Source organism: Pseudomonas sp. LTGT-11-2Z (genome assembly GCF_003691445.1).
GTDB lineage: Bacteria > Pseudomonadota > Gammaproteobacteria > Pseudomonadales > Pseudomonadaceae > Aquipseudomonas > Aquipseudomonas monteilii.
In genome coordinates this window covers 2,071,206-2,090,195 of record NZ_CP033104.1, presented here as the reverse complement: position 1 = coordinate 2,090,195, position 18,990 = coordinate 2,071,206, and the positions used below count along the sequence as shown (strand labels likewise).

The following is an 18,990-nucleotide window of genomic DNA, read 5'->3' as shown; positions in this document are numbered from 1 at the left end:
TGCAGGTTTACAACCCTTCCAGCTCGGCCATCAGGTCACTGAGCCGGTCGACCTTGTCGTCATCCAGCGCACTGCCCTGCAACCCCTGCACATACTCGGCCAGCTCCTCTACCGTGCTGCACTCGAACATCGCCCGCAGTGGCACGTTCAGTTGCAGCTGTTTCTGCACCCGCGAAGCGATCTGCGTGGCCAGCAACGAATGCCCGCCCAACTCGAAGAAGTTGTCGCGCACCCCCACCCGCTCGGTCTTGAGCACATCGGCCCAGATACCGGCCAACACTTCCTCCAGCTCGTTGCGCGGCGCCTGATAGGCCTGGCTGTGCTGGCCGCCGATGTCGATGGCCGGCAACGCCTTGCGGTCGAGCTTGCCATTGGCGTTGTGCGGCAGGTGGTCGAACCAGCCCCAGTGCAGCGGCACCATGTATTCCGGCAACTCGGCACGCAGGCGTTGCTTCACCTGCTCCAGCAGCCCGGCGTCAGCGGCGATACCCTGGTGGGCCACCAGGTAACCGACCAGATGCTTGCCATTGACGCCTTCCTGCACGCCCACCGCAGCGTCGCGGATTTCCGCCTGTTCGTGCAGGCGCGCTTCGATTTCGCCCAGCTCGATGCGGTAACCGCGGATCTTCACCTGGTGGTCGATGCGCCCGACGTACTCCAGCACTCCGTCCGGGCGCTGCCGCGCCAGATCGCCGGTGCGGTACAGGCGCTCGCCCGGCGCTCCGTAAGGATGAGGAATGAACGCCAAGGCCGTGCGTACCGGGTCGCCGACATAGCCACGGCCCACACCGGTACCCGCCACGCAAAGCTCGCCCACCGCACCCAGCGGCACCAGCGCCTGGTCTTCACCAAACAGGTACAGTCGGTTGTTGTCGGTCGGTGTGCCGATCGGCAGGTAGCTGCCTTGGGTCGACGCAGCATCGACACGGAAGAACGCCACATCATCGGAGCATTCTGCCGGCCCGTAGGCATTGACCAGGCCGATATGCGGGTAGCGTTGCAGCCACTGCGCCGCCAGCTCCGGTGGCATGGCTTCGCCGGTCGGCAGCATCCAGCGCAGGCCATCGAGGGCCTGGTGGTCGTTGGCCAGCATGCCTTGAATCAGTGATGGCACGCTTTCCAGCACAGTGATGCCGGTAGCCTGCACATGTGCCAGCAGGCCCTGCGGGTCATGGGCGATGGCGTTCGGCACAATCTCCACCTTGGCCCCGAACAACGGTGCGGCGAGGAACTGCCACACCGAAATGTCGAAGCTTTGCGAGGCAGTCTGGGCGATCACGTCCTGCTCGCTCAGCGCCAGGTACGGCACCTTGCTCAGCTGGTTGTTGAGCATGCCGCGCTGCTCCACCATCACCCCTTTTGGCAGGCCGGTGGAGCCTGAGGTGTAGATCACATAGGCCAGGTTGTCCGGGCCACTGTGAATGCCTGGGTTATGGCTGGCAACCGGGCTGGCCTGGATGTCCTCCCACACCAGCAACTGTGGCCGTACCGCAGCCTCCAGTTCGCCCAGCAGTTGCCGACCTTGCTCGGCACAGGCCGCGCTGCACACCAGCACCGGGGTACGGCTGAGCTGGATGATGCTTTGCAGGCGCGCCGCCGGCAGGCCCGGGTCCAGTGGCAGGTAGCCCGCACCGGCCTTGAAGCTGCCAACGATCATGCCCAGCAGCGGCAAGCCGCGCTCGGCCAGCAGCGCCACCGGTTGGTCCACGCTCACACCCGCTGCGATCAGAGCGTGGCCCAGGCGGTTGGCTGCCAGGTTCAGCCCGGCATAGTCGTAGGACGCTTCCAGGCAGCGGGCCACGGTACGTTCCGGGTGCGCGGCCACCTGCGCTTCGAACAGCGCAATGTAACTGTGCTCCAGCGGGTAGTCGCGGTCGGTGCGGTTGCAGTCTTCCAGCAGGAAGCGCTGTTCTTCTGCCCCCAGCAGCGGCAGTTCGCTTACCTCACCCTCGAAGCCTTGCACCAGCGCCAGCAGTAGGCGCTTGAACTCGGCCAGCAGGCGCTCGACGGTCGGGAAGTCGAAGTAGCGCTGGTCGAACGACAGGTGCAGGCCAAGGTCGTCGCCCGGGTAGCACACCGCCGTCAGCGGGAAGTTGGTGTGGGTACGGCCCGAATCGGAACTGGCATTCAGGTGCTGGGCATGATCGAGCACGGCGGTTTCCACCGGGGCGTTCTCGAACACGAACAGGCTGTCGAACAGCGGCTGGCCTTTGGGCAGCTCGCTGCACTCCTGAATCGCCACCAGCGGCAGGTATTCGTACTCGCGCAGCTCCATGTTGCTTTGCAGCAGGCCTTGCAGCCACTGGCGCACACTGCGGCGCTCACCGGCTTCCGGCAACTGCACGCGCAAGGCAACGCTGTTGATGAACAGGCCGACGGTGCGCTGCATCTGCGGCATGCTCACCGGGCGCCCGGCCACGGTCACGCCAAAGGCCACATCGCGGTCGCCGCTGTAACGCGCCAGCACCAAGGCCCAGGCCGCCTGGGCGAAGGTGTTGACGGTGAGCTGGTGGGCCTGGGCCAGTTCGCGCAGGCGCACGCCATCACTGGCGTCAAGGCGGGTGTAGCAATCGCCCACCACCATGCCGCTGCCGGCGTGGTCATGGCGCAGCGGGCGGTCACTCGGGATGGCAGTGGCGCGCTCGAAACCGGCCAGGTTCGCCTGCCACCAGGCGCGTGCATCGTCCAGGCCCTGGCGTTGCAGCCAGCCGATGTAGTCGCGGTAACGTGGCGGCACCGGCAGTTGGGCCTGACGGCCTTCGCCAAGGGCCTGGTACACCTCGAAGAAGTCGTTCATCAACAGCGAGCGGCACCAGGCATCGATCAGGATGTGGTGGTTGCTCATCATGAACCAGTAGCGCTCGTCGGCCACGCGCACCAGGCGCAGGTGGAAAGGCGCCTCGCTGAGCAGGTCGAACCCGGCCTCACGCTCCTGCTTGTGCAGGGCTTGCAGGCGCTGTTCCTGGGCATCGTCCGCGAGGCCGCGCCAGTCTTGGTAATCCACCGCCAGGTTGCCCGGTTTGTGAATGATCTGCAGCATCGCCTCGCCGCTGTTCCAGCTGAACGATGCGCGCAACGCTTCGTGGCGCGCCACCACGGCCTGCCAGGCCTGGGCGAAACGCTCGGGGTCCAGGGCGCTGTTGATGCGGTAGCGGTCCTGCATGTAGTACAGGCCCGTGCCCGGCTCCAGCAGGGTGTGCAGCAGCATGCCTTCCTGCATTGGCGTCAGCGGGTAGACGTCTTCGATCTGTGCTGCTGGTACAGGCAGCGTGTCGATCTGCTCCTGGCTAAGGTGTGCCAGCGGGAAGTCCGACGGGGTGAAGCTGCCGTTGCCATCGGCCAGGCAATGAGCGACCAGCGCCAGCAGCTCCTGGCGGTAGGCCTCGGCCAACGTTGCGATGGTGCGTTCGTCGTAGCGTTCGGCACTGAAGGTCCAGCGCAGTTGCAAGGCACCGCCATACACCTGGCCATCGACGCTCAGCCAGTTGGGCAGCGGTGCGTCGAGGTCATGCGCCAAGCCGGCCGGGGCTTCCAGCGGCTGGAACAGCGCCGCGCTGTCGAACTGCTGGTCGAACTGGCCCAGGTAGTTGAAGGTGATGCGCGCCTGCGGCAAGGCCGCCATCTGCTCGCGCCCTTGCGGGTCGGCCAGGTAGCGCAGCACGCCGTAGCCCAGGCCTTTGTGCGGCACCTGGCGCAGTTGTTCCTTGATGCGCTTGATCGAACCGGCCCGCGCCGCATCGTCCTCGCCTGGCTGTGGGCGCAGGCTGAGCGGATACGCGTTGGTGAACCAACCGACGCTACGGGTCAGGTCCATGTCTTCGAACAACCCGTCACGGCCATGGCCTTCAAGCTGCACCAGCACTTCCTCATCGCCGCTCCAGCGGCACAAGGCTCGCGCCAGCGCCGTCAGCAGCAGGTCGTTGACCTGGGTGTGGTAGGCCGCCGGGGCCTGTTGCAGCAGTTGCCGGGTCTGCTCCACATCCAGGCCGATGGCCAGGGTGTGGGCGTGGCGGTGCAGGTTGCCGCCTTGCGGGTGGTCGCACGGCAACTCGCGGCGCACGCCACCCAGCTGGCTTTGCCACCAGCCCAGTTCGTCACGCAGCGAATCGCTGCCCGCGTAGCTGGCCAGGCGCGCGGCCCAGTCGCCCATGGCGTGGGTCTTGGCCGGCAGCGGCTGGCCACGGTACAACGCCTGCAGGTCTTCCAGCAGTACCCGCCAGGACACGCCATCGACCACCAGGTGATGAATCGCCAGCAACAGGCGCTGACTGCCCTGCCCGTCACGCACCAGCAAGGCACGCAGCAGCGGGCCCTGTTGCAGGTCGAGGCTGCGCTGCAAGTCGGTGTACAGCGCCTGGCAATCGGCAAAGTCGGCGACAGTGGCGGTCCACAGCAGTTGCTCGGCGGCTGGCTGGGCGTACTCGGCCTGCCAGCGGCCACGGGCCTCGCTGAAGCGCAGGCGCAAGCTGTCGTGGTGCTGAAGCAGTGCGGCCAAGGCCTGCGCCAGCGCAGCCTCATCCAGCGGCTGACGCGCCTCCAGCAACACCGCCTGGTTCCAGTGCTGCGGCTGCGGCACTTCGCTGTCGAAGAACCAGTGCTGGATCGGCGTCAGGCCGGCCTGGCCCTGGCGCTGGCCCTGCTCGATGGTGCTCACGGCTTCGCTGTGCTTCACCACCGCTGCCAAGGTCTGGATGGTCTGGTGCTGGAACAGGTCGCGCGGGGTGAATTGCAAGCCGGCCTGACGGGCCCGGCTGACCACCTGAATCGACAGGATCGAGTCGCCGCCCAGTTCGAAGAAGTTGTCTTGCACGCCAACCTGGGGCACGTTGAGCACATCGCGCCAGATCTGCGCCAGTTGCGCCTGCACTTCGTTGCTGGGGGCCTGGTATTGCTGGCGGGCCTGCTCCAGATCGGGCAGCGGCAAGGCACGGCGGTCGAGCTTGCCGTTACCCATCAGCGGCAGGCTTTCGAGCAGCACCAGGTGCGCAGGCACCATGTAGTCCGGCAGGTGCTGGCGGGCATCGGTTTTCACCGCGTCGCGCAACACGTTTTGCGCCTCGCTACCGGCAGCGGCCTGCTTGCACACCAGGTAACCCACCAGTTGCTTGCCACCGGGCAGGTCGAGGGCCAGCACCACAGCCTCGTCGACATCGGCATGTGCTTGCAGGCGGCTTTCGATTTCGCCCAGCTCGATGCGAAAGCCGCGAATCTTCACCTGCTGGTCGGCACGGCCGACGTACTCCACCAGGCCATCCGTGCCCAGGCGTACCAGGTCGCCGGTGCGGTACAGGCGCCCGCCTTCGGTACTGAACGGGTCGGCGACGAAGCGCTCGGCGCTGAGGCCCGGGCGGTCGTGGTAACCCTGGGCCAGGCCGGCACCGCCGACATACAGCTCGCCAATGCCACCTTGCGGCAACAGCGCCAGGTCTTCGTCGAGGATGTAGGCCGTGCGGCTCCCGATGACGCGGCCGATCGGCACGCTGCCCAGCTCTGCCGGCAGCGTTTCTGGCGCCAGGCAGGCCAGCGGCATGACCACGGTTTCGGTTGGGCCGTAGGCGTTGAAGAAATGCTGCGGCGCAAAGGCCTGGCGAATACGCTGCAGGTGCTCGCCAGTCAGCGCTTCGCCACCGGTAATCACCAGGCGCACCGGCAGTTGTTCGCCTTGCCCGCCCAGGTACTGGGCCAACTGGCTGCCATAGCTGGGGGTAAAGCCCAGAATGCTTACCTGCTGATCACGTACCAGCTGGCAGATCTCTTCGGCACCCCACTGCCCCTGGGCACGCAGCACCACGCGGGCACCGCACAGCAGCGGCACCCACAGGCGCTCGCTGGCCGCGTCGAAGTTGATCGAATAGAAATGCAGCTCGCAGTCATCGCTGCGCATGCCGAATGCGGCAATCACCGCCTGGCAATGCATGGCGAATTCGCCGTGGCTGACCACCACGCCCTTGGGCTTGCCGGTGGAGCCGGAGGTGTAGATCAGGTAGGCCTGGTGCTGCGGCAGGCTGAGGTTGTCCAGCGGTGCATCGCTGTAGGCCGACAGGCTGGCGGCATCGTCTTCCAGGCTCCAGCGGGCCACACCTTCAGGCAGCTCGCCCAGGGTTTGCAGCAGCTCGCGCTGGCTGATCAGCAAGCCAATGCGGCTGTCTTCGATCATGTAGCGCAGGCGGTCGCGCGGGTACTCAGGGTCCAGCGGTACATAGGCGCCGCCCGCCTTGAGGATGGCCAGCAGGCCGACGACCATTTCCAGCGAGCGCTCCAGCGCCAGGCCCACGCGTACCTGTGGGCCGACACCGCGCTCACGCAAGGCGCGGGCCAGGCGGTTGGCCTGCTGGTCGAGCTCGGCGTAGGTCATGTGCTGGCCGGCGAAGGTCAGCGCACCCGCCTGTGGCGTGCGTGCCGCCTGGGCGGCGAACAGGCCATGCAACGTGTGGACAAGGTCGAAGTCCTGCTCACCCTGCAACTGCCCCAACAACACCTGCTGCTCGGCGCTGCTCAACATCGGCAGCTCGCACAGGCGCTGTTGCGGGTTGTCCAGCAGACCGACCAGCAGTTGTTGCCAGTGCTCGGCCATCCGCGCGATGCGTGGCTCGTCGAACAGGTCGCGGCTGTAGGTCAGGCAGCAGCCCAGGCGGCCGTCGAGGTCGGTCACCTCCAGGTACAGGTCGAACTTGGTGGCGCTGGCGTCGTTGACCAGGTAATCCACCTGCATGCCGGCCAGCGTACGGCTTTGCTGGAAGGCCCAGCGCTGCACGTTGCACATCACCTGGAACAGCGGGTTGTAGGCACTGCTGCGCGGTGGCTGCAAGGCCTCGACCAGCTGGTCGAACGGCAGGTCCTGGTGCGACTGGCCTTCGATGGCGGCCTGGCGCATCTGCTCCAGCAGTTCGCTGGCGGTCATCTGCCCGTCCAGCTCGCAACGCAGCACCTGGGTGTTGAGGAAGGCGCCAATCAGGCCTTCGCTTTCCGGGCGAATGCGGTTGGCCACCGGCGCGCCAATGCGCAGGTCTCGCTGGCCGCTGTAGCGGTGCAGCAAGGCGGCCAGGGTGGCGGTCATGGTCATGAACAGGGTCAGGCCGCGCTGGCTGTTGAAGGCATGCACGCGAGCGACCAGTGCCGGGTCGAGCTCGAAGCGGTACAGCTCGCCACGGTGGCTCTGCACGGCCGGGCGCGGGCGGTCGGCGGGCAATGCCAGCACCGGGTGTTCGTCACCCAGGCGAGCCTTCCAGTAATCCAGCTGGCGGGCCCCCTCGCCGCTTTCCAGCCACTGCCGTTGCCACACGCTGTAGTCCAGGTATTGCACCGGCAGCGGCGCCAGCGGCGATTCGCGGTCATCGACAAAGGCCTCGTACAGTTCGCCCAGTTCGCGGGCGAAGATGTCCATGGCCCAGCCTTCGGTGACGATGTGGTGCAGGGTCAGCACGAAGAAGTGCTCGCGCTCCTCGGCCTTGACCAGGCAGGCGCGCAGCAGCGGGCCACGCTCCAGGTCAAACGGCTGGTGCGCCTGGTCGTCAGCCAGTTGTTGCAGGCGTTGCTGGCGGGCATCGGCGGGCAAGGCGCTGAAGTCTTGCCAGTCCAGCTGCAGGCCGCTGTCTTCGGCCACGCACTGGTACGGCACACCGTCGATGCTGGGGAAGGTGGTGCGCAGGGCTTCGTGGCGCACGATCAGCGCCTGCAACGCACGCTCGAAGGCGTCTACATGCAGGGTACCGCGCAGGCGCGCCATGCCGCCGACGTTGTAGGCCGGGCTGTCCGGCTCCATTTGCCAGAGGAACCACATGCGCTGCTGCGAATACGACAACGGTACGGCCTGACGGCGGTCGACACGGGCGATTTCGCCTTGCAGGTTGCGCTCGCCGGCGGCGCGGATGCGTTCGATCTCGGCACAGAACGCGCCCAGCTCGCTGGCTTCGAACAAGGCCTTGAGCGGCAGCTCGACGTCACAAGCCTGGCGGCTGCGCGAGACGATCTGGGTGGCCAGCAGCGAGTGCCCGCCCAGGGCGAAGAAGTCGTCCTGTAGGCCGACACGCGGCAGGTTCAGCACCTCACGCCAAATGGCAGCGACCTGCTGTTGCAGTTCGGTTTTTGGCTCGACGTGTTCGCGTTGCTGCCACACCGGTGCCGGCAGCGCCTTGCGGTCGACTTTACCGCTGGGGCCCAGTGGCATCTGTGCCAGCGGGATGAGTTGAGCCGGCACCATATAGGCCGGCAGTTGCTCAGCCAGCACCGCCAGCAACTCGGCGGGTTGGGCACTGCCGCTGTAATAGCCGACCAGTTGCGCGCCGACGGCATCCTTGTGAATCAATACCAGTGCCTGCTCGACACCGGTCTGGGCCAACAGGCAGGCCTGTACTTCCTCAGGCTCGACACGGAAGCCGCGCACCTTCACCTGCTGGTCGAGGCGACCGAGGTACTCCAGGGCCTCAAGCTGAACCTGCCAGCGGGCGCTGTCGCCGCTGCGGTACAGGCGTTCGCCATTGCCGTCGGCCTGGGGCACGAAGCGTTCGGCGGTAAGGCCGGGGCGGCCCAGATAGCCACGGGCCAGGCCTGCGCCACCGAGGTACAGCTCGCCCGGTACGCCGGGAGCGGTCAGTTCCAGCTCATCGTCCAGCACGCGGCACAGCACATTGCCCAACGGGCGGCCGATGGGCGAGCGCTCGCCATCCGCCACCTGGCAGTGCCAGTGGGTGACGTTGATGGCGGTTTCGGTCGGGCCATAGCGGTTGTGCAGTTGCACCTGCGGCAGCACTTGCAACACGCGGTCGCGCAAGGCGGCAGACAGCGCTTCGCCGCCCGAGAACACGCGGCGCAGGCTGTTGCAGGCGGCCACCTGCGGCTCCTGGACGAACACTTGCAACAGCGGCGGCACGAAGTGCAGCGTGGTCACGCCATGGGCCTGTACCAGCGCAGCGATGCGCTGCGGGTCGCGGTGCTCGCCGGGGCCGGCCAGTACCAGCTTGCAACCGGTGACCAGCGGCCAAAAGCATTCCCATACCGATACGTCGAAGCTGATTGGCGCCTTCTGCATCAATACGTCGCTGTCGTTCAGCGCGTAGGTGGTCTGCATCCATTGCAAGCGTTCGGCCAGTGCCGCATGGGTGTTGCCCACGCCTTTGGGCTGGCCGGTGGAGCCGGAGGTGTAAATCACGTAGGCCAGGTTGTCGCCGTGCAGGTGCAGGCCGGGCGCGTGGCTGGGCCAGCTGTCCAGGTGCAACTGGTCGAGGGCAATGGCGCTGACGCCGTCGACCTGTGGCAGCTTGCCCAGCAGGCTGCTGTGGCTCAGCAACAGGCCGGCGTTGCAGTCGGCGAGCATGTAAGCCAGGCGTTCGGCCGGGTAGTCGACATCCAGCGGCACGTAGGCGCCGCCGGCCTTGAGGATGGCCAGCAGGCCAACCAGCAACTGCGGCGAACGCTCGATGGCAATGGCTACGCAGGTGTCGGGGCCGACGCCTTTGTCACGCAGGTAATGGGCCAGGCGGTTGGCCTGCTGGTGCAGCTCGGCGTAGTCGAGGCTGCCGCCGTCCCAGGCCAGCGCTGTGCGCTGCGGGGTCAGTCGGGCCTGTTCGTTAAGCTGCTCGACCAGCAGCCGTTGCGGCGCGATGGCCGGCGCCTGGCCCCAGCTCAGCAGCTGCGCTCGGCCAGCCTCGTCCAGCAATTGCACCTCGCCCAAGGCCCGCTGTGGCGCAGCACTGACTTGCTCCAGCAGCGCCAGCAAGTGATGGGCCAGGCGTTTGACAGTGCTGACGTCGAACAGCTCGGCGGCATAGTCGAAGGCCAGGCTCAGGCGGCCCTGGTGGTCTTCTTCACTGTGCAACTGCAAGTCGAACTTGGCTTCGCGGCTGTGCCACGGCAGCTCCTCGGCCAGCAGGCCCGGCAGGCGACGCAAGGCCGAAAGGTCGCGCTGCTGGTGGTTGAACATGACCTGGAACAGGCCCTGCTCGCGTGCTTCGGGCAGGGCTTCGACCAGCTGTTCGAACGGCAGGTCCTGGTTGGCCTGGGCGTCCAGGGTGGCTTGGCGCACCTGGGCCAGCAGCTGCGTGAACGGCAGGCGACCGTCGAGCTGTGCGCGCAGCACCTGGGTGTTGATGAAGAAGCCGACCATGCCTTGGGTTTCCAGGCGCGGGCGGTTGGCGTTGGGCACGCCGACGCGGATGTCGGCCTGGCCGCTGTAGCGGTGCAGCAGCGCCTGCCAGCCGGCCAGCAGGACCATGAACAGGCTGGCCTGTTGTTCGCGGGCCAGGCCCTTGAGTGCTTCGGCGAGCTTGGCCGGCACCTTGAGGTTGAAGCGTGCGGCGCTGTGCTCGCGCTGGCTGGCACGGGGGTGGTCGGCGCACAGATCTAGCGCCGGCAGGTCATCACCCAACTGTGCCTTCCAGTACTGCAATTGGCGTTCGGCTTCACCGTCGGCCAACCATTGTCGCTGCCAGGTGCCATAGTCGGCGTAACCCAGGGTCAGCGGCGCTAGGCTGGTCTCCAGGCCTTGGCAGCGGGCGGCGTACAGCTTGGCGAATTCATCCAGCAGGATGTTCAGCGACCAGCCGTCGGCGACGATGTGGTGCAGGGTCACCCACAGCTGGTGGTCTTCGTCGCCCAGCCGGGCCAGGGTCACGCGCAGCAACGGGCCTTGGGTCAGGTCGAACGGCTGACGGGCTTCGGCTTCACGCTGGGCGCTGACCTGCTCTGCGGCCTGGCCTTCGAGGTCCAGGCGGCGCAGGCTGAACGGCTGTTGCGGCAGGATACGCTGCAGGGCCTGGCCGTCTTCTTCACTGAAGACGGTACGCAGGGATTCGTGGCGTGCCACCAGCGCCTGGAAGGCAGCCTCCAGCGCGCTTTCATCCAGCTCGCCACGCAGCTGCAGGCCGGCCGGAATGTTGTAGGCTGCCGATTGTGGCTCCAACTGCCACATCAGCCACAAGCGGTTTTGCGCCAGCGACTGGGGCAAGGCGTGGCCGCGTTCCAGGGTTGCGATAGTGGCGCCTTCGGCAGCGCCCTGCGCGATGATCGACGCCACAGCGCTACTGTAATCGGCCAGCACCGGCGCTTCGAACAGGGTGCGCAGGCTCAGGTTGATACCCAGCTCATCGGCCAGTCGGGCGGTGGCCTGGGTGGCGGCGATGGAGTTGCCGCCCAGCAGCAGGAAGTGGTCGTGCGCCGCAATCGCCTCGACCTTGAGAATGTCGCGCCACACCGCAGCGATGCGTGCCTGCAGTTCATCGGCAGCACCCGCGCCTGTAGCGGCTTCGCTCACATCCGGGAAGCGGGCATAGCAGTCCAGGCTGCCATCGCCCATGCGCAGGCGGCAGGCCGAGCGCTGCAGCTTGCCACTGGAGGTCTTGGGCAGCGCGCCGGGGTTCAGCAGCAGGACCACGGCCGGGGCCTGGCGGCAGGCATCGGCGATTACCTGGCGCAGGGTCTTGATGAGGTCCTGGGGCTTGATTGCCTTTTGCACGTTGCGGCTGATCTCCACCGCCACGCCGATGCCCTCCTCGCCCTGATGCTCGACAGCGAACACGGCCACCCGGCCTTTGCGCAGTACTTCAACTTCACGTTCGAGGGTTTTTTCCAGGTCCTGCGGGTAGAGGTTCTGCCCACGCACGATCAGCATGTCTTTCAGGCGCCCGGTGACGAACACCTCGCCCTGGCGCATAAAGCCCAGGTCGCCGGTGCGCAGCCAGGTCTGGCCGTCCATTTCAACGAAGGTGCGGGCGCTGGCTTCGGGGTTGCGCCAGTACCCCCGGGCGATGCTCGGCCCGCCAGCCCAGATTTCACCTACCTGGTTATCGCCCAGCACCTGCAGTTGCCGGGGCTCGACGATGCGCACGGCGTGCCCGGGCTGCGGGTAGCCGCAGCTCATCAGCACGCTGCCCTGGCCCGGTTGGGCACGGTTGGCGGCGAAGGCTTCGGCGTCCAGCTCCAGCGCGGCGATACCCTGGCCACGGCGGCTGCCGCTGACGAACAGGGTGGCTTCGGCCAGGCCGTAGCTGGCGAAGAAGCTCTGCGGGTCGAAGCCGCAGGCCTGGAACTTGTCGGCGAACGTCGCCAGGCTGTCCTGGCGGATCGGCTCGGAGCCGGAATAGGCCACGCGCCAGCGGCTCAGGTCGAGCCCGGCCAACGAGGCCTCGCTGACCCGCTCGCTGCACAGGCGGTAGGCGAAGTCGGGGCCACCGCTGATGGTGCCGCCGTACTCGCTGATGGCCTGCAACCAGCGCTGCGGCCGGGCCAGGAAGTAGCCCGGCGACATCAGCACGCACGGCACGCCGCTGAAAATGGGCTGCAGCAGGCCACCGATCAGGCCCATGTCGTGATAGAGCGGCAGCCAGCTGACGATCACGTCGTCGGGGTTGAGGTCGATGCCGAAGCCTTGGCGAATCAACTGCTCGTTGGCCACCAGGTTGCCATGGCTGACCTGCACGCCCTTGGGCAACGCGGTGGAGCCCGAGGTGTACTGCAGGAAGGCGATGTCATCGCCTTTCAGCACAGGTTCGCGCCAGTTCGCGGCCAACGCCGGGGCCAGACTGTCCACTGCCAGCAGCTCAGGGCCGTTGTCCGCTGCCAGGGCTTCCAGGCCCTGCAGGTTGCCGTGCAGCGCCGCCACGGTCAGCAACAGGCGCGGCTCGGCGTCATCGATGATCGACAGCAAACGCTCCTGGTGGTGCTGGCGCGCAGATTCCGGCGGATACGCCGGCACCGCGATCACGCCGGCATACAGGCAGCCAAAGAACGCTGCCACATAATCCGGGCCACTGGGGAACAACAATACCGCACGGTCGCCGAAGCTGGCACGGGCCTGCAGGGCGGCGGCGATGGTGCGCGCGCGCTGGTCGAGGTCCCGATAGCTGAGCACCGCCTGCTCGCCAGGGGCGTCGGCCAGAAAGCGCAAGGCTACCTTGTCCGGGGTCTGTGCGGCGCGTTGCGCCAGAGCCTGGACCAGCGAGAGCGGGAGTTCGAAGGCGTCCGTCATGGGGTGTTCCTGCCAGTGTCTGGTTGAGTCGGGCCGGCTGCAACGCGAACGTGGCGGGCAGCAATTGGCGACCAAGGATGTACACAGGGGAACGGATGGGCGGGGGCAGAAATTAACGGGACAGAGGCTCGCGCCCCTTAGAACTGAAAGATACAGATACTAATTACGTTTCGCATTTGACAATTATTATCATTATGAATAGCTTGTCGCACGTCGTAGGAAGCTTCCCAGCCTTGGGTGCCTCCTTTCTCCTCTGTGACAAGGTGATTTCCATGGCGGAACAACTATCCACAAGTAAGTGCGATTCACCATTACTGCAGGCCTTCGTCGACAACCGCAGCATCCTGGTCAAGATCGCTGCGCGCATTACCGGCTGCCGCTCGCGCGCCGAAGATGTGGTGCAGGACGCCTTCTTCCGGCTCAGCGCCGCCCCGCAGATCACATCGTCGTTCAAGGCGCAGCTCAGCTACCTGTTCCAGATCGTGCGCAACCTGGCGATCGACCATTACCGCAAGCAGGCGATGGAGCTGAAATACTCCGGCAGCGAGGAGGAAGGCCTGAATGTGGTCATCCAGAACGCCTCGCCCGAAGCCACGCACATCAACCTCGCCGCGCTGGATGACATCGCCGAGGCGCTGAACGAGCTGCCGCAGCGCACCCGCTACGCCTTCGAGATGTACCGCCTGCATGGCGTGCCGCAGAAAGACATCGCCAAGGAGCTGGGCGTGTCGCCGACACTGGTCAACTTCATGATCCGCGATGCACTGGTGCATTGCCGCAAGACGGCCAATCGCCAAGGCTGATCTTACGGGGCCGCTAAGCGGCCCCATGGCCCTCAAGCCAGTTTGCAGCGATCGAAGAAGCGTTCCCGCCCCAGAATCATCAACGCCGCCCGCTTGTGCGGGAAGTCGAACTCCTTGTCGCAATGGAAGCACTGGTCCTGCATGTAGCCGATCATCTTGCCGTTGTCGGCGCGCGGCTCAGCCACCACCCGCTGGGTACGCGGGTCATCCAGGAACAGGTAGTGCACCAGCGCCGACAGCCAGCTGGCCACTTTGTGTGGCCCGCGATGGCTCTCTTCGCCGACCAGCATGTGGATGCCACGGTCGTAGTCATCGGCCGGGTAGAACGGTGCAATACGGTCTTCCTTGGCCCAGTACGCCTCGAAGTAGGCAAACGGCTCATCATCAAAGCAGCCGATCAGCGTCAGGGTATGCGGGTCGGCTTCGAGTTTGTCCAGGTATTCACGATGCTGCGCCAGCGTACCGCCTTCCTGCCAGAATGCCTCTACCCGTGGGTTGTTCTGCCAGCGGTTGAAACGCTCCAGGTCGTGCTCGATCTCCAGGGTGCGCAACGACACCCAACTGCCCAGGCGCGCATCGAAGCGCCGGTACACCTCACCACGCGGCTTGGGCGCGCGGCGTGGGTGGCGTTTGCCGTTGCTGATCTGCATCTGCTGCGGGTACACCGCCGCCACCGACTCCCCCAGCCAAGGCTGCGGCAACTGCCAGAACAACGACCGCTCGCACAGGTATTGGCCAGGCTGCTCGCCCACCCGCAGCAAACCACAAGCCAGCGCCTGAGGCTGTGCCTCGGGCAAGTGCCAGACCAGGCGCTGGCAGGCCGTGTCGCGAGACAGCAACCAGTAGCAGGCAGCCCACAAGGCCTGGTACGGGCGCTCGGGGCATAGGCGTTCAAGGTGAACATGCAAGGTGGCACCGGCCTCCAGGCGCACTTGGATCAACGGCCGGCCTTCAAGGGTAAGGCTCAGCCAGCCGCCCCCCTCCTCGGCACTGAGGTGGCGCCAGCGTGGCGGTGACATGGGCTGCGAAGCGGCATCGAACGGCATGGGCTTGACTCACGAAAATGAAGAAAAGGCTCACTGCTGAGAACGTTGCCATGGCGCATGAATTTAGTCTTTCGGGGCCGAAACCGTGATGCGGTAAGGCTCGAAGATCCGTGCCAGCTCACCGCTGTCACGCAGGTCTCGCAGCAGGCCGGCGAACGACTGCTCGCCGATAGGCGCCCCCGGGCGCAGCAAGGCGTAGTGGTGATACAACTGGTCAATGCGTTGCGAAGGCACCAGCTGCGCCTTGCTGGCCGGGTTGCGCGCCATGAAGTCGCTGAGGTAGGAGCGTGTGACCAGGGCGATGTCGGCGCGACCGGCCTGTACCATCAGCAGGTTACTGTCATGGGAGTAGGTCAAGGTCGCGTTGTACGCCTTGCGCAGGTAGTCCGGGTCGGAGTTGAAGCGGGCGAACGCGTAGTGGTAGCCGTTGAACAAGGCCAGGCGTTTGCCACTCAGGTCGTCGAAGTAATGCGGGTCACGGCCATTGGCCTGGCGGGCGACGAACACTTCGGCATCTTCCAGGCCCATGTCCACGGTCTGGTGGGCAATCTGCTCCCAGCCCCATTGCGGGTTCTCGAAAATGGCCATGTCGGTGCGGCCCTGCTGGAAGTCACCAAAACGCCGCTGGATGGACGTGGGCACCAGGACAAAGTGGTAACCCTGTTGCAAGCGGTTGAGCGCGTCGACCAATTGCGGCAGCAGGCCGGTGTCGGCCCCCTGTTCGGGGCGTACCGTGTAAGGCGGGAAGTGCGCAGCGCCGATCTTCACCTCGACGGCATCTGCGGCCCATGCCGGCACCGCCAACCAGTACACGGCCAGCAGCATCAGGGAGGACAGGGCCTTGAGGCCGGGCGCTGGAGTCAAGACGGACACTCATCACGGTTCATGCCTGGGTCCGTCTAAGCTAGGCGTTTTCCCTTGGCGGCACAACTGCCGGTTCCCAGTCTTTGTGCCAAAGCAGGCGGCAAAATGCCATAGGGTGCCGTATGCCCAGACATTGGCTACGCTCTAGCAGGATCTGCAAGGGAGCCTGGTATGGGCCATTGGTTGGTGATCGACCTGGAAGCCACCACCGACGATGGTGGGTGGCCGGTCACAGAGATGGAAATCATTGAAATCGGCGCAAGCCTGGTCACCCGCGAAGGCCGCGAGGTCGACCATTTCCAGCGTTTTGTGCGGCCACGGCGGCGTCCGCAGCTTACCCCGTTCTGCCGTGAGCTGACGCACATCAGCCAGGCCTGCGTGGACGGCGCCGCACCGTTTCACGAGGTGTGGGCAAGCTTCGAGCGCTGGCTCGGGCACCACCGTGGGCAGCTTCAGGCCTGGGTCAGCTGGGGCGACTACGACCGCCAGCAACTGCACCAGGAATGGCAGCAGCACGGGCTCGACAGCCTGCTGCGCACCCTGCCGCACATCAACCTCAAACAGCGCTTTGCCAAAGCCCGCCACCTGCAACGCCCCACGGGTTTGAACGGGGCCTTGCAACTGGCCGGCATGCACTTTTGCGGGCAGCAGCACAGGGCGCTGGAAGACGCGCGCAATACGGCGCGGTTGCTGCCGCTGACGCTCCCCGCCAATGGCCCCTGAAAGCAGATGACGCAGGCAATGGGCTTGGGCATACTGGCCAGCCCTTTTTCATCACCCTGTTCAGGAGTCGCCCATGTTCCAGGTCAACGAGTACTTCAACGGCACCGTCAAGTCGATCGCATTCGCGGGCGAAGAAGGCCCGGCCACTGTCGGCGTGATGGCCCCGGGCGAATACGAGTTCGGTACCGCCAAACGCGAGATCATGCATGTGGTGTCGGGGGCGCTGACCGTGAAGCTGCCAGGCAGCGCCAACTGGGAAACCTTCAAGGCGGGCGACAAGTTCAATGTACCGGCTGACAGCAAGTTCCAGCTGCAGGTGAAAGTGGATACCGCCTACCTGTGCGAGTACCGCGACTAAGCCGTAGCCCGATCCGGCCTCTTCGCGGGCTCGCCCGCGAAGAATCCAGCATTAACAACCCTTCAGGAATGCCGCAACCTTTTCAGCCGCCGCCTGCAAATGCTGCTCATGGCTGAACCCCGAAGCCTTCAACGGCTTCAGGTCATGGTCCCCCGCCACTAGCCAGCTCACCTCGATCGCCGGCGACAACGCATACCCTGCCACCGCCTCACGGTTGCCCAGCGCATCGCGCTCGCCCTGCACGATCAACGTCGGTGTTTTCAACCCGGCCAGGTGCTCCACGCGCGGCTTCTCAGGTTTACCCACCGCGTAAAAGGGATAGCCCAGGCACACCAGTGCATCCGCACCCAGTTCGTCGGCCAGCAGGCTGGCCATGCGCCCGCCCATGGACTTGCCACCCACCGCCAACCTGCCCGCGACCAAAGGTCGCACCTGCCGGTACACCTCGCGCCAGCATTCCAGTAACACCTTCTGCGGGTTCGGCGGCCGCTTGCCACCGGTAACCCTGCGCTCGGCCATGTACGGGAACTCGAAGCGCACGACCGCCACGCCAAGTGCCGCAAGCCTTTGCGCCATTTCGTCCATGAACCCGCTGTCCATCGGCGCACCTGCGCCATGGGCCAGGATCAGGCAGCCCTTGTAGCCGTCTTTACCTTCAGCCTGTGGAGGATCGCAGCGCAAGCCTGGGACATTTCCGACCTTCGCCCATTGATCCCCGTCAATACCGGCACTTTGCCCATTAATCATGCTTGCCTCGCTGTAAAGCCTGCCAAATAACCGTGGATGGGAACCCATACATGAACACAACCAGCAGTACCGCCTATAACTACAAGGTGGTCCGCCAATTCGCCATCATGACGGTGGTGTGGGGAATCGTCGGGATGGGGCTCGGCGTCTTCATCGCCGCCCAGCTCGCCTGGCCTTCCCTCAACTTCGACCTCCCCTGGACCAGCTTCGGCCGCCTGCGCCCCCTGCATACCAATGCGGTGATCTTCGCGTTCGGCGGCTGCGCGCTGTTCGCCACCTCCTATTATTCGGTGCAACGCACCTGCCAGACCACCCTGTTCGCACCGGGCCTGGCCGCGTTCACCTTCTGGGGCTGGCAACTGGTGATCCTGCTGGCGGCCATCAGCCTGCCGCTGGGCTACACCAGCTCCAAGGAATACGCCGAACTGGAATGGCCGATCGACATCCTGATCACCATCGTCTGGGTGGCCTACGCCATCGTGTTCTTCGGCACGCTGATGAAGCGCAACACCAAGCACATCTACGTGGGTAACTGGTTCTTCGGGGCCTTCATCCTGACCGTGGCGTTGCTGCACATCGTCAACAACCTGGAACTGCCGGTCAGCCTGACCAAGTCGTATTCGGTGTACGCCGGCGCTACCGACGCCATGGTGCAGTGGTGGTACGGCCACAACGCGGTGGGCTTCTTCCTGACTGCGGGCTTCCTGGGGATGATGTACTACTACGTGCCCAAGCAGGCCGAACGCCCGGTGTATTCCTATCGCTTGTCGATCGTGCACTTCTGGGCGCTGATCACCCTGTACATCTGGGCCGGCCCGCACCACCTGCACTACACCGCCCTGCCCGACTGGGCGCAATCGCTGGGCATGGTGATGTCGCTGATCCTGCTGGCACCGAGCTGGGGCGGCATGATCAACGGCATGATGACCCTGTCGGGCGCTTGGCACAAACTGCGCAGCGACCCGATCCTGCGCTTTTTGGTGGTGTCGCTGGCGTTCTACGGCATGTCCACCTTCGAAGGCCCGATGATGGCCATCAAGACGGTCAACGCACTGTCCCACTACACCGACTGGACCATCGGCCACGTGCACGCCGGCGCCCTCGGCTGGGTGGCGATGATCTCGATCGGCGCGCTGTACCACACCATCCCGAAAGTGTTCGGCAAAGAGCGGATGTACAGCCTCGGCCTGATCAACGCGCACTTCTGGCTGGCCACCATCGGCACCGTGCTGTACATCGCCTCGATGTGGGTCAACGGCATTGCCCAGGGCCTGATGTGGCGCGCGGTCAACAGCGACGGCACGCTCACCTACTCGTTCGTGGAAACCCTGGTGGCCAGCCACCCAGGCTTTGTCGTGCGCTTCGTTGGCGGCGCGATCTTCCTCAGCGGCATGTTCCTGATGGCCTGGAACACCTGGCGCACCGTGCGTTCGCCATCGCTTGACGTCGCCCCTGCGAACGCCCAGTTGGCTTGAGGAGAAACGCCTG

The 18,990-nt window shown here is 65.5% G+C and carries 8 protein-coding genes; 4 read left to right on the top strand and 4 right to left on the bottom strand.

The annotated features are described in order from the left end of the window. Nucleotides 1–7: 7 nt before the first annotated feature. The gene (locus tag D8767_RS09825; RefSeq protein WP_016711687.1) at nt 8–12,961 is read right to left on the bottom strand and encodes a non-ribosomal peptide synthetase; all 12,954 of its coding nucleotides are present in this window, start codon (nt 12,959–12,961) and stop codon (nt 8–10) included. Nucleotides 12,962–13,233: 272 nt separating this feature from the next. Between D8767_RS09825 and D8767_RS09820 the strand changes: the two genes are divergently transcribed. Then, nucleotides 13,234–13,764, top strand: coding sequence for an RNA polymerase factor sigma-70 (locus tag D8767_RS09820; RefSeq protein ID WP_016711688.1), 531 nt, complete (start codon nt 13,234–13,236; stop codon nt 13,762–13,764). A gap of 32 nt (nt 13,765–13,796) precedes the next feature. On the opposite strand, the gene D8767_RS09815 is transcribed toward D8767_RS09820, so the two are convergent. Both D8767_RS09815 and D8767_RS09810 read right to left on the bottom strand, forming a co-directional pair. Further along, entirely contained in the window at nt 13,797–14,810 is a 1,014-nt protein-coding gene (locus D8767_RS09815; protein ID WP_016711689.1) for a GNAT family N-acetyltransferase, read from the bottom strand. Nucleotides 14,811–14,873: 63 nt separating this feature from the next. Further along, nucleotides 14,874–15,674 (bottom strand): ABC transporter substrate-binding protein, encoded by an 801-nt coding sequence (locus D8767_RS09810; RefSeq protein WP_016711690.1) that lies wholly within the window; start codon nt 15,672–15,674, stop codon nt 14,874–14,876. Between the two features lie 171 nt (nt 15,675–15,845). Between D8767_RS09810 and D8767_RS09805 the strand changes: the two genes are divergently transcribed. After that, nucleotides 15,846–16,397 carry an exonuclease domain-containing protein gene (locus tag D8767_RS09805; RefSeq protein ID WP_016711691.1) on the top strand — a complete coding sequence of 184 codons (552 nt, stop codon included), beginning with the start codon at nt 15,846–15,848 and terminating at the stop codon, nt 16,395–16,397. 73 nt (nt 16,398–16,470) lie between these two features. Continuing rightward, the gene (locus tag D8767_RS09800; RefSeq protein ID WP_016711692.1) at nt 16,471–16,755 is read left to right on the top strand and encodes a pyrimidine/purine nucleoside phosphorylase; all 285 of its coding nucleotides are present in this window, start codon (nt 16,471–16,473) and stop codon (nt 16,753–16,755) included. Nucleotides 16,756–16,806: 51 nt separating this feature from the next. On the opposite strand, the gene D8767_RS09795 is transcribed toward D8767_RS09800, so the two are convergent. Further along, nucleotides 16,807–17,502: an alpha/beta family hydrolase gene (locus tag D8767_RS09795; protein WP_027615217.1), complete on the bottom strand. Its 696-nt coding sequence runs from the start codon at nt 17,500–17,502 to the stop codon at nt 16,807–16,809. Nucleotides 17,503–17,552: 50 nt separating this feature from the next. On the opposite strand from D8767_RS09795, the gene ccoN reads away from it, so the two are divergent. Beyond that, complete coding sequence (gene ccoN / locus D8767_RS09790; protein WP_016711694.1) at nt 17,553–18,977, top strand: cytochrome-c oxidase, cbb3-type subunit I; 1,425 nt, start codon at nt 17,553–17,555, stop codon at nt 18,975–18,977. Nucleotides 18,978–18,990 lie beyond the last annotated feature (13 nt).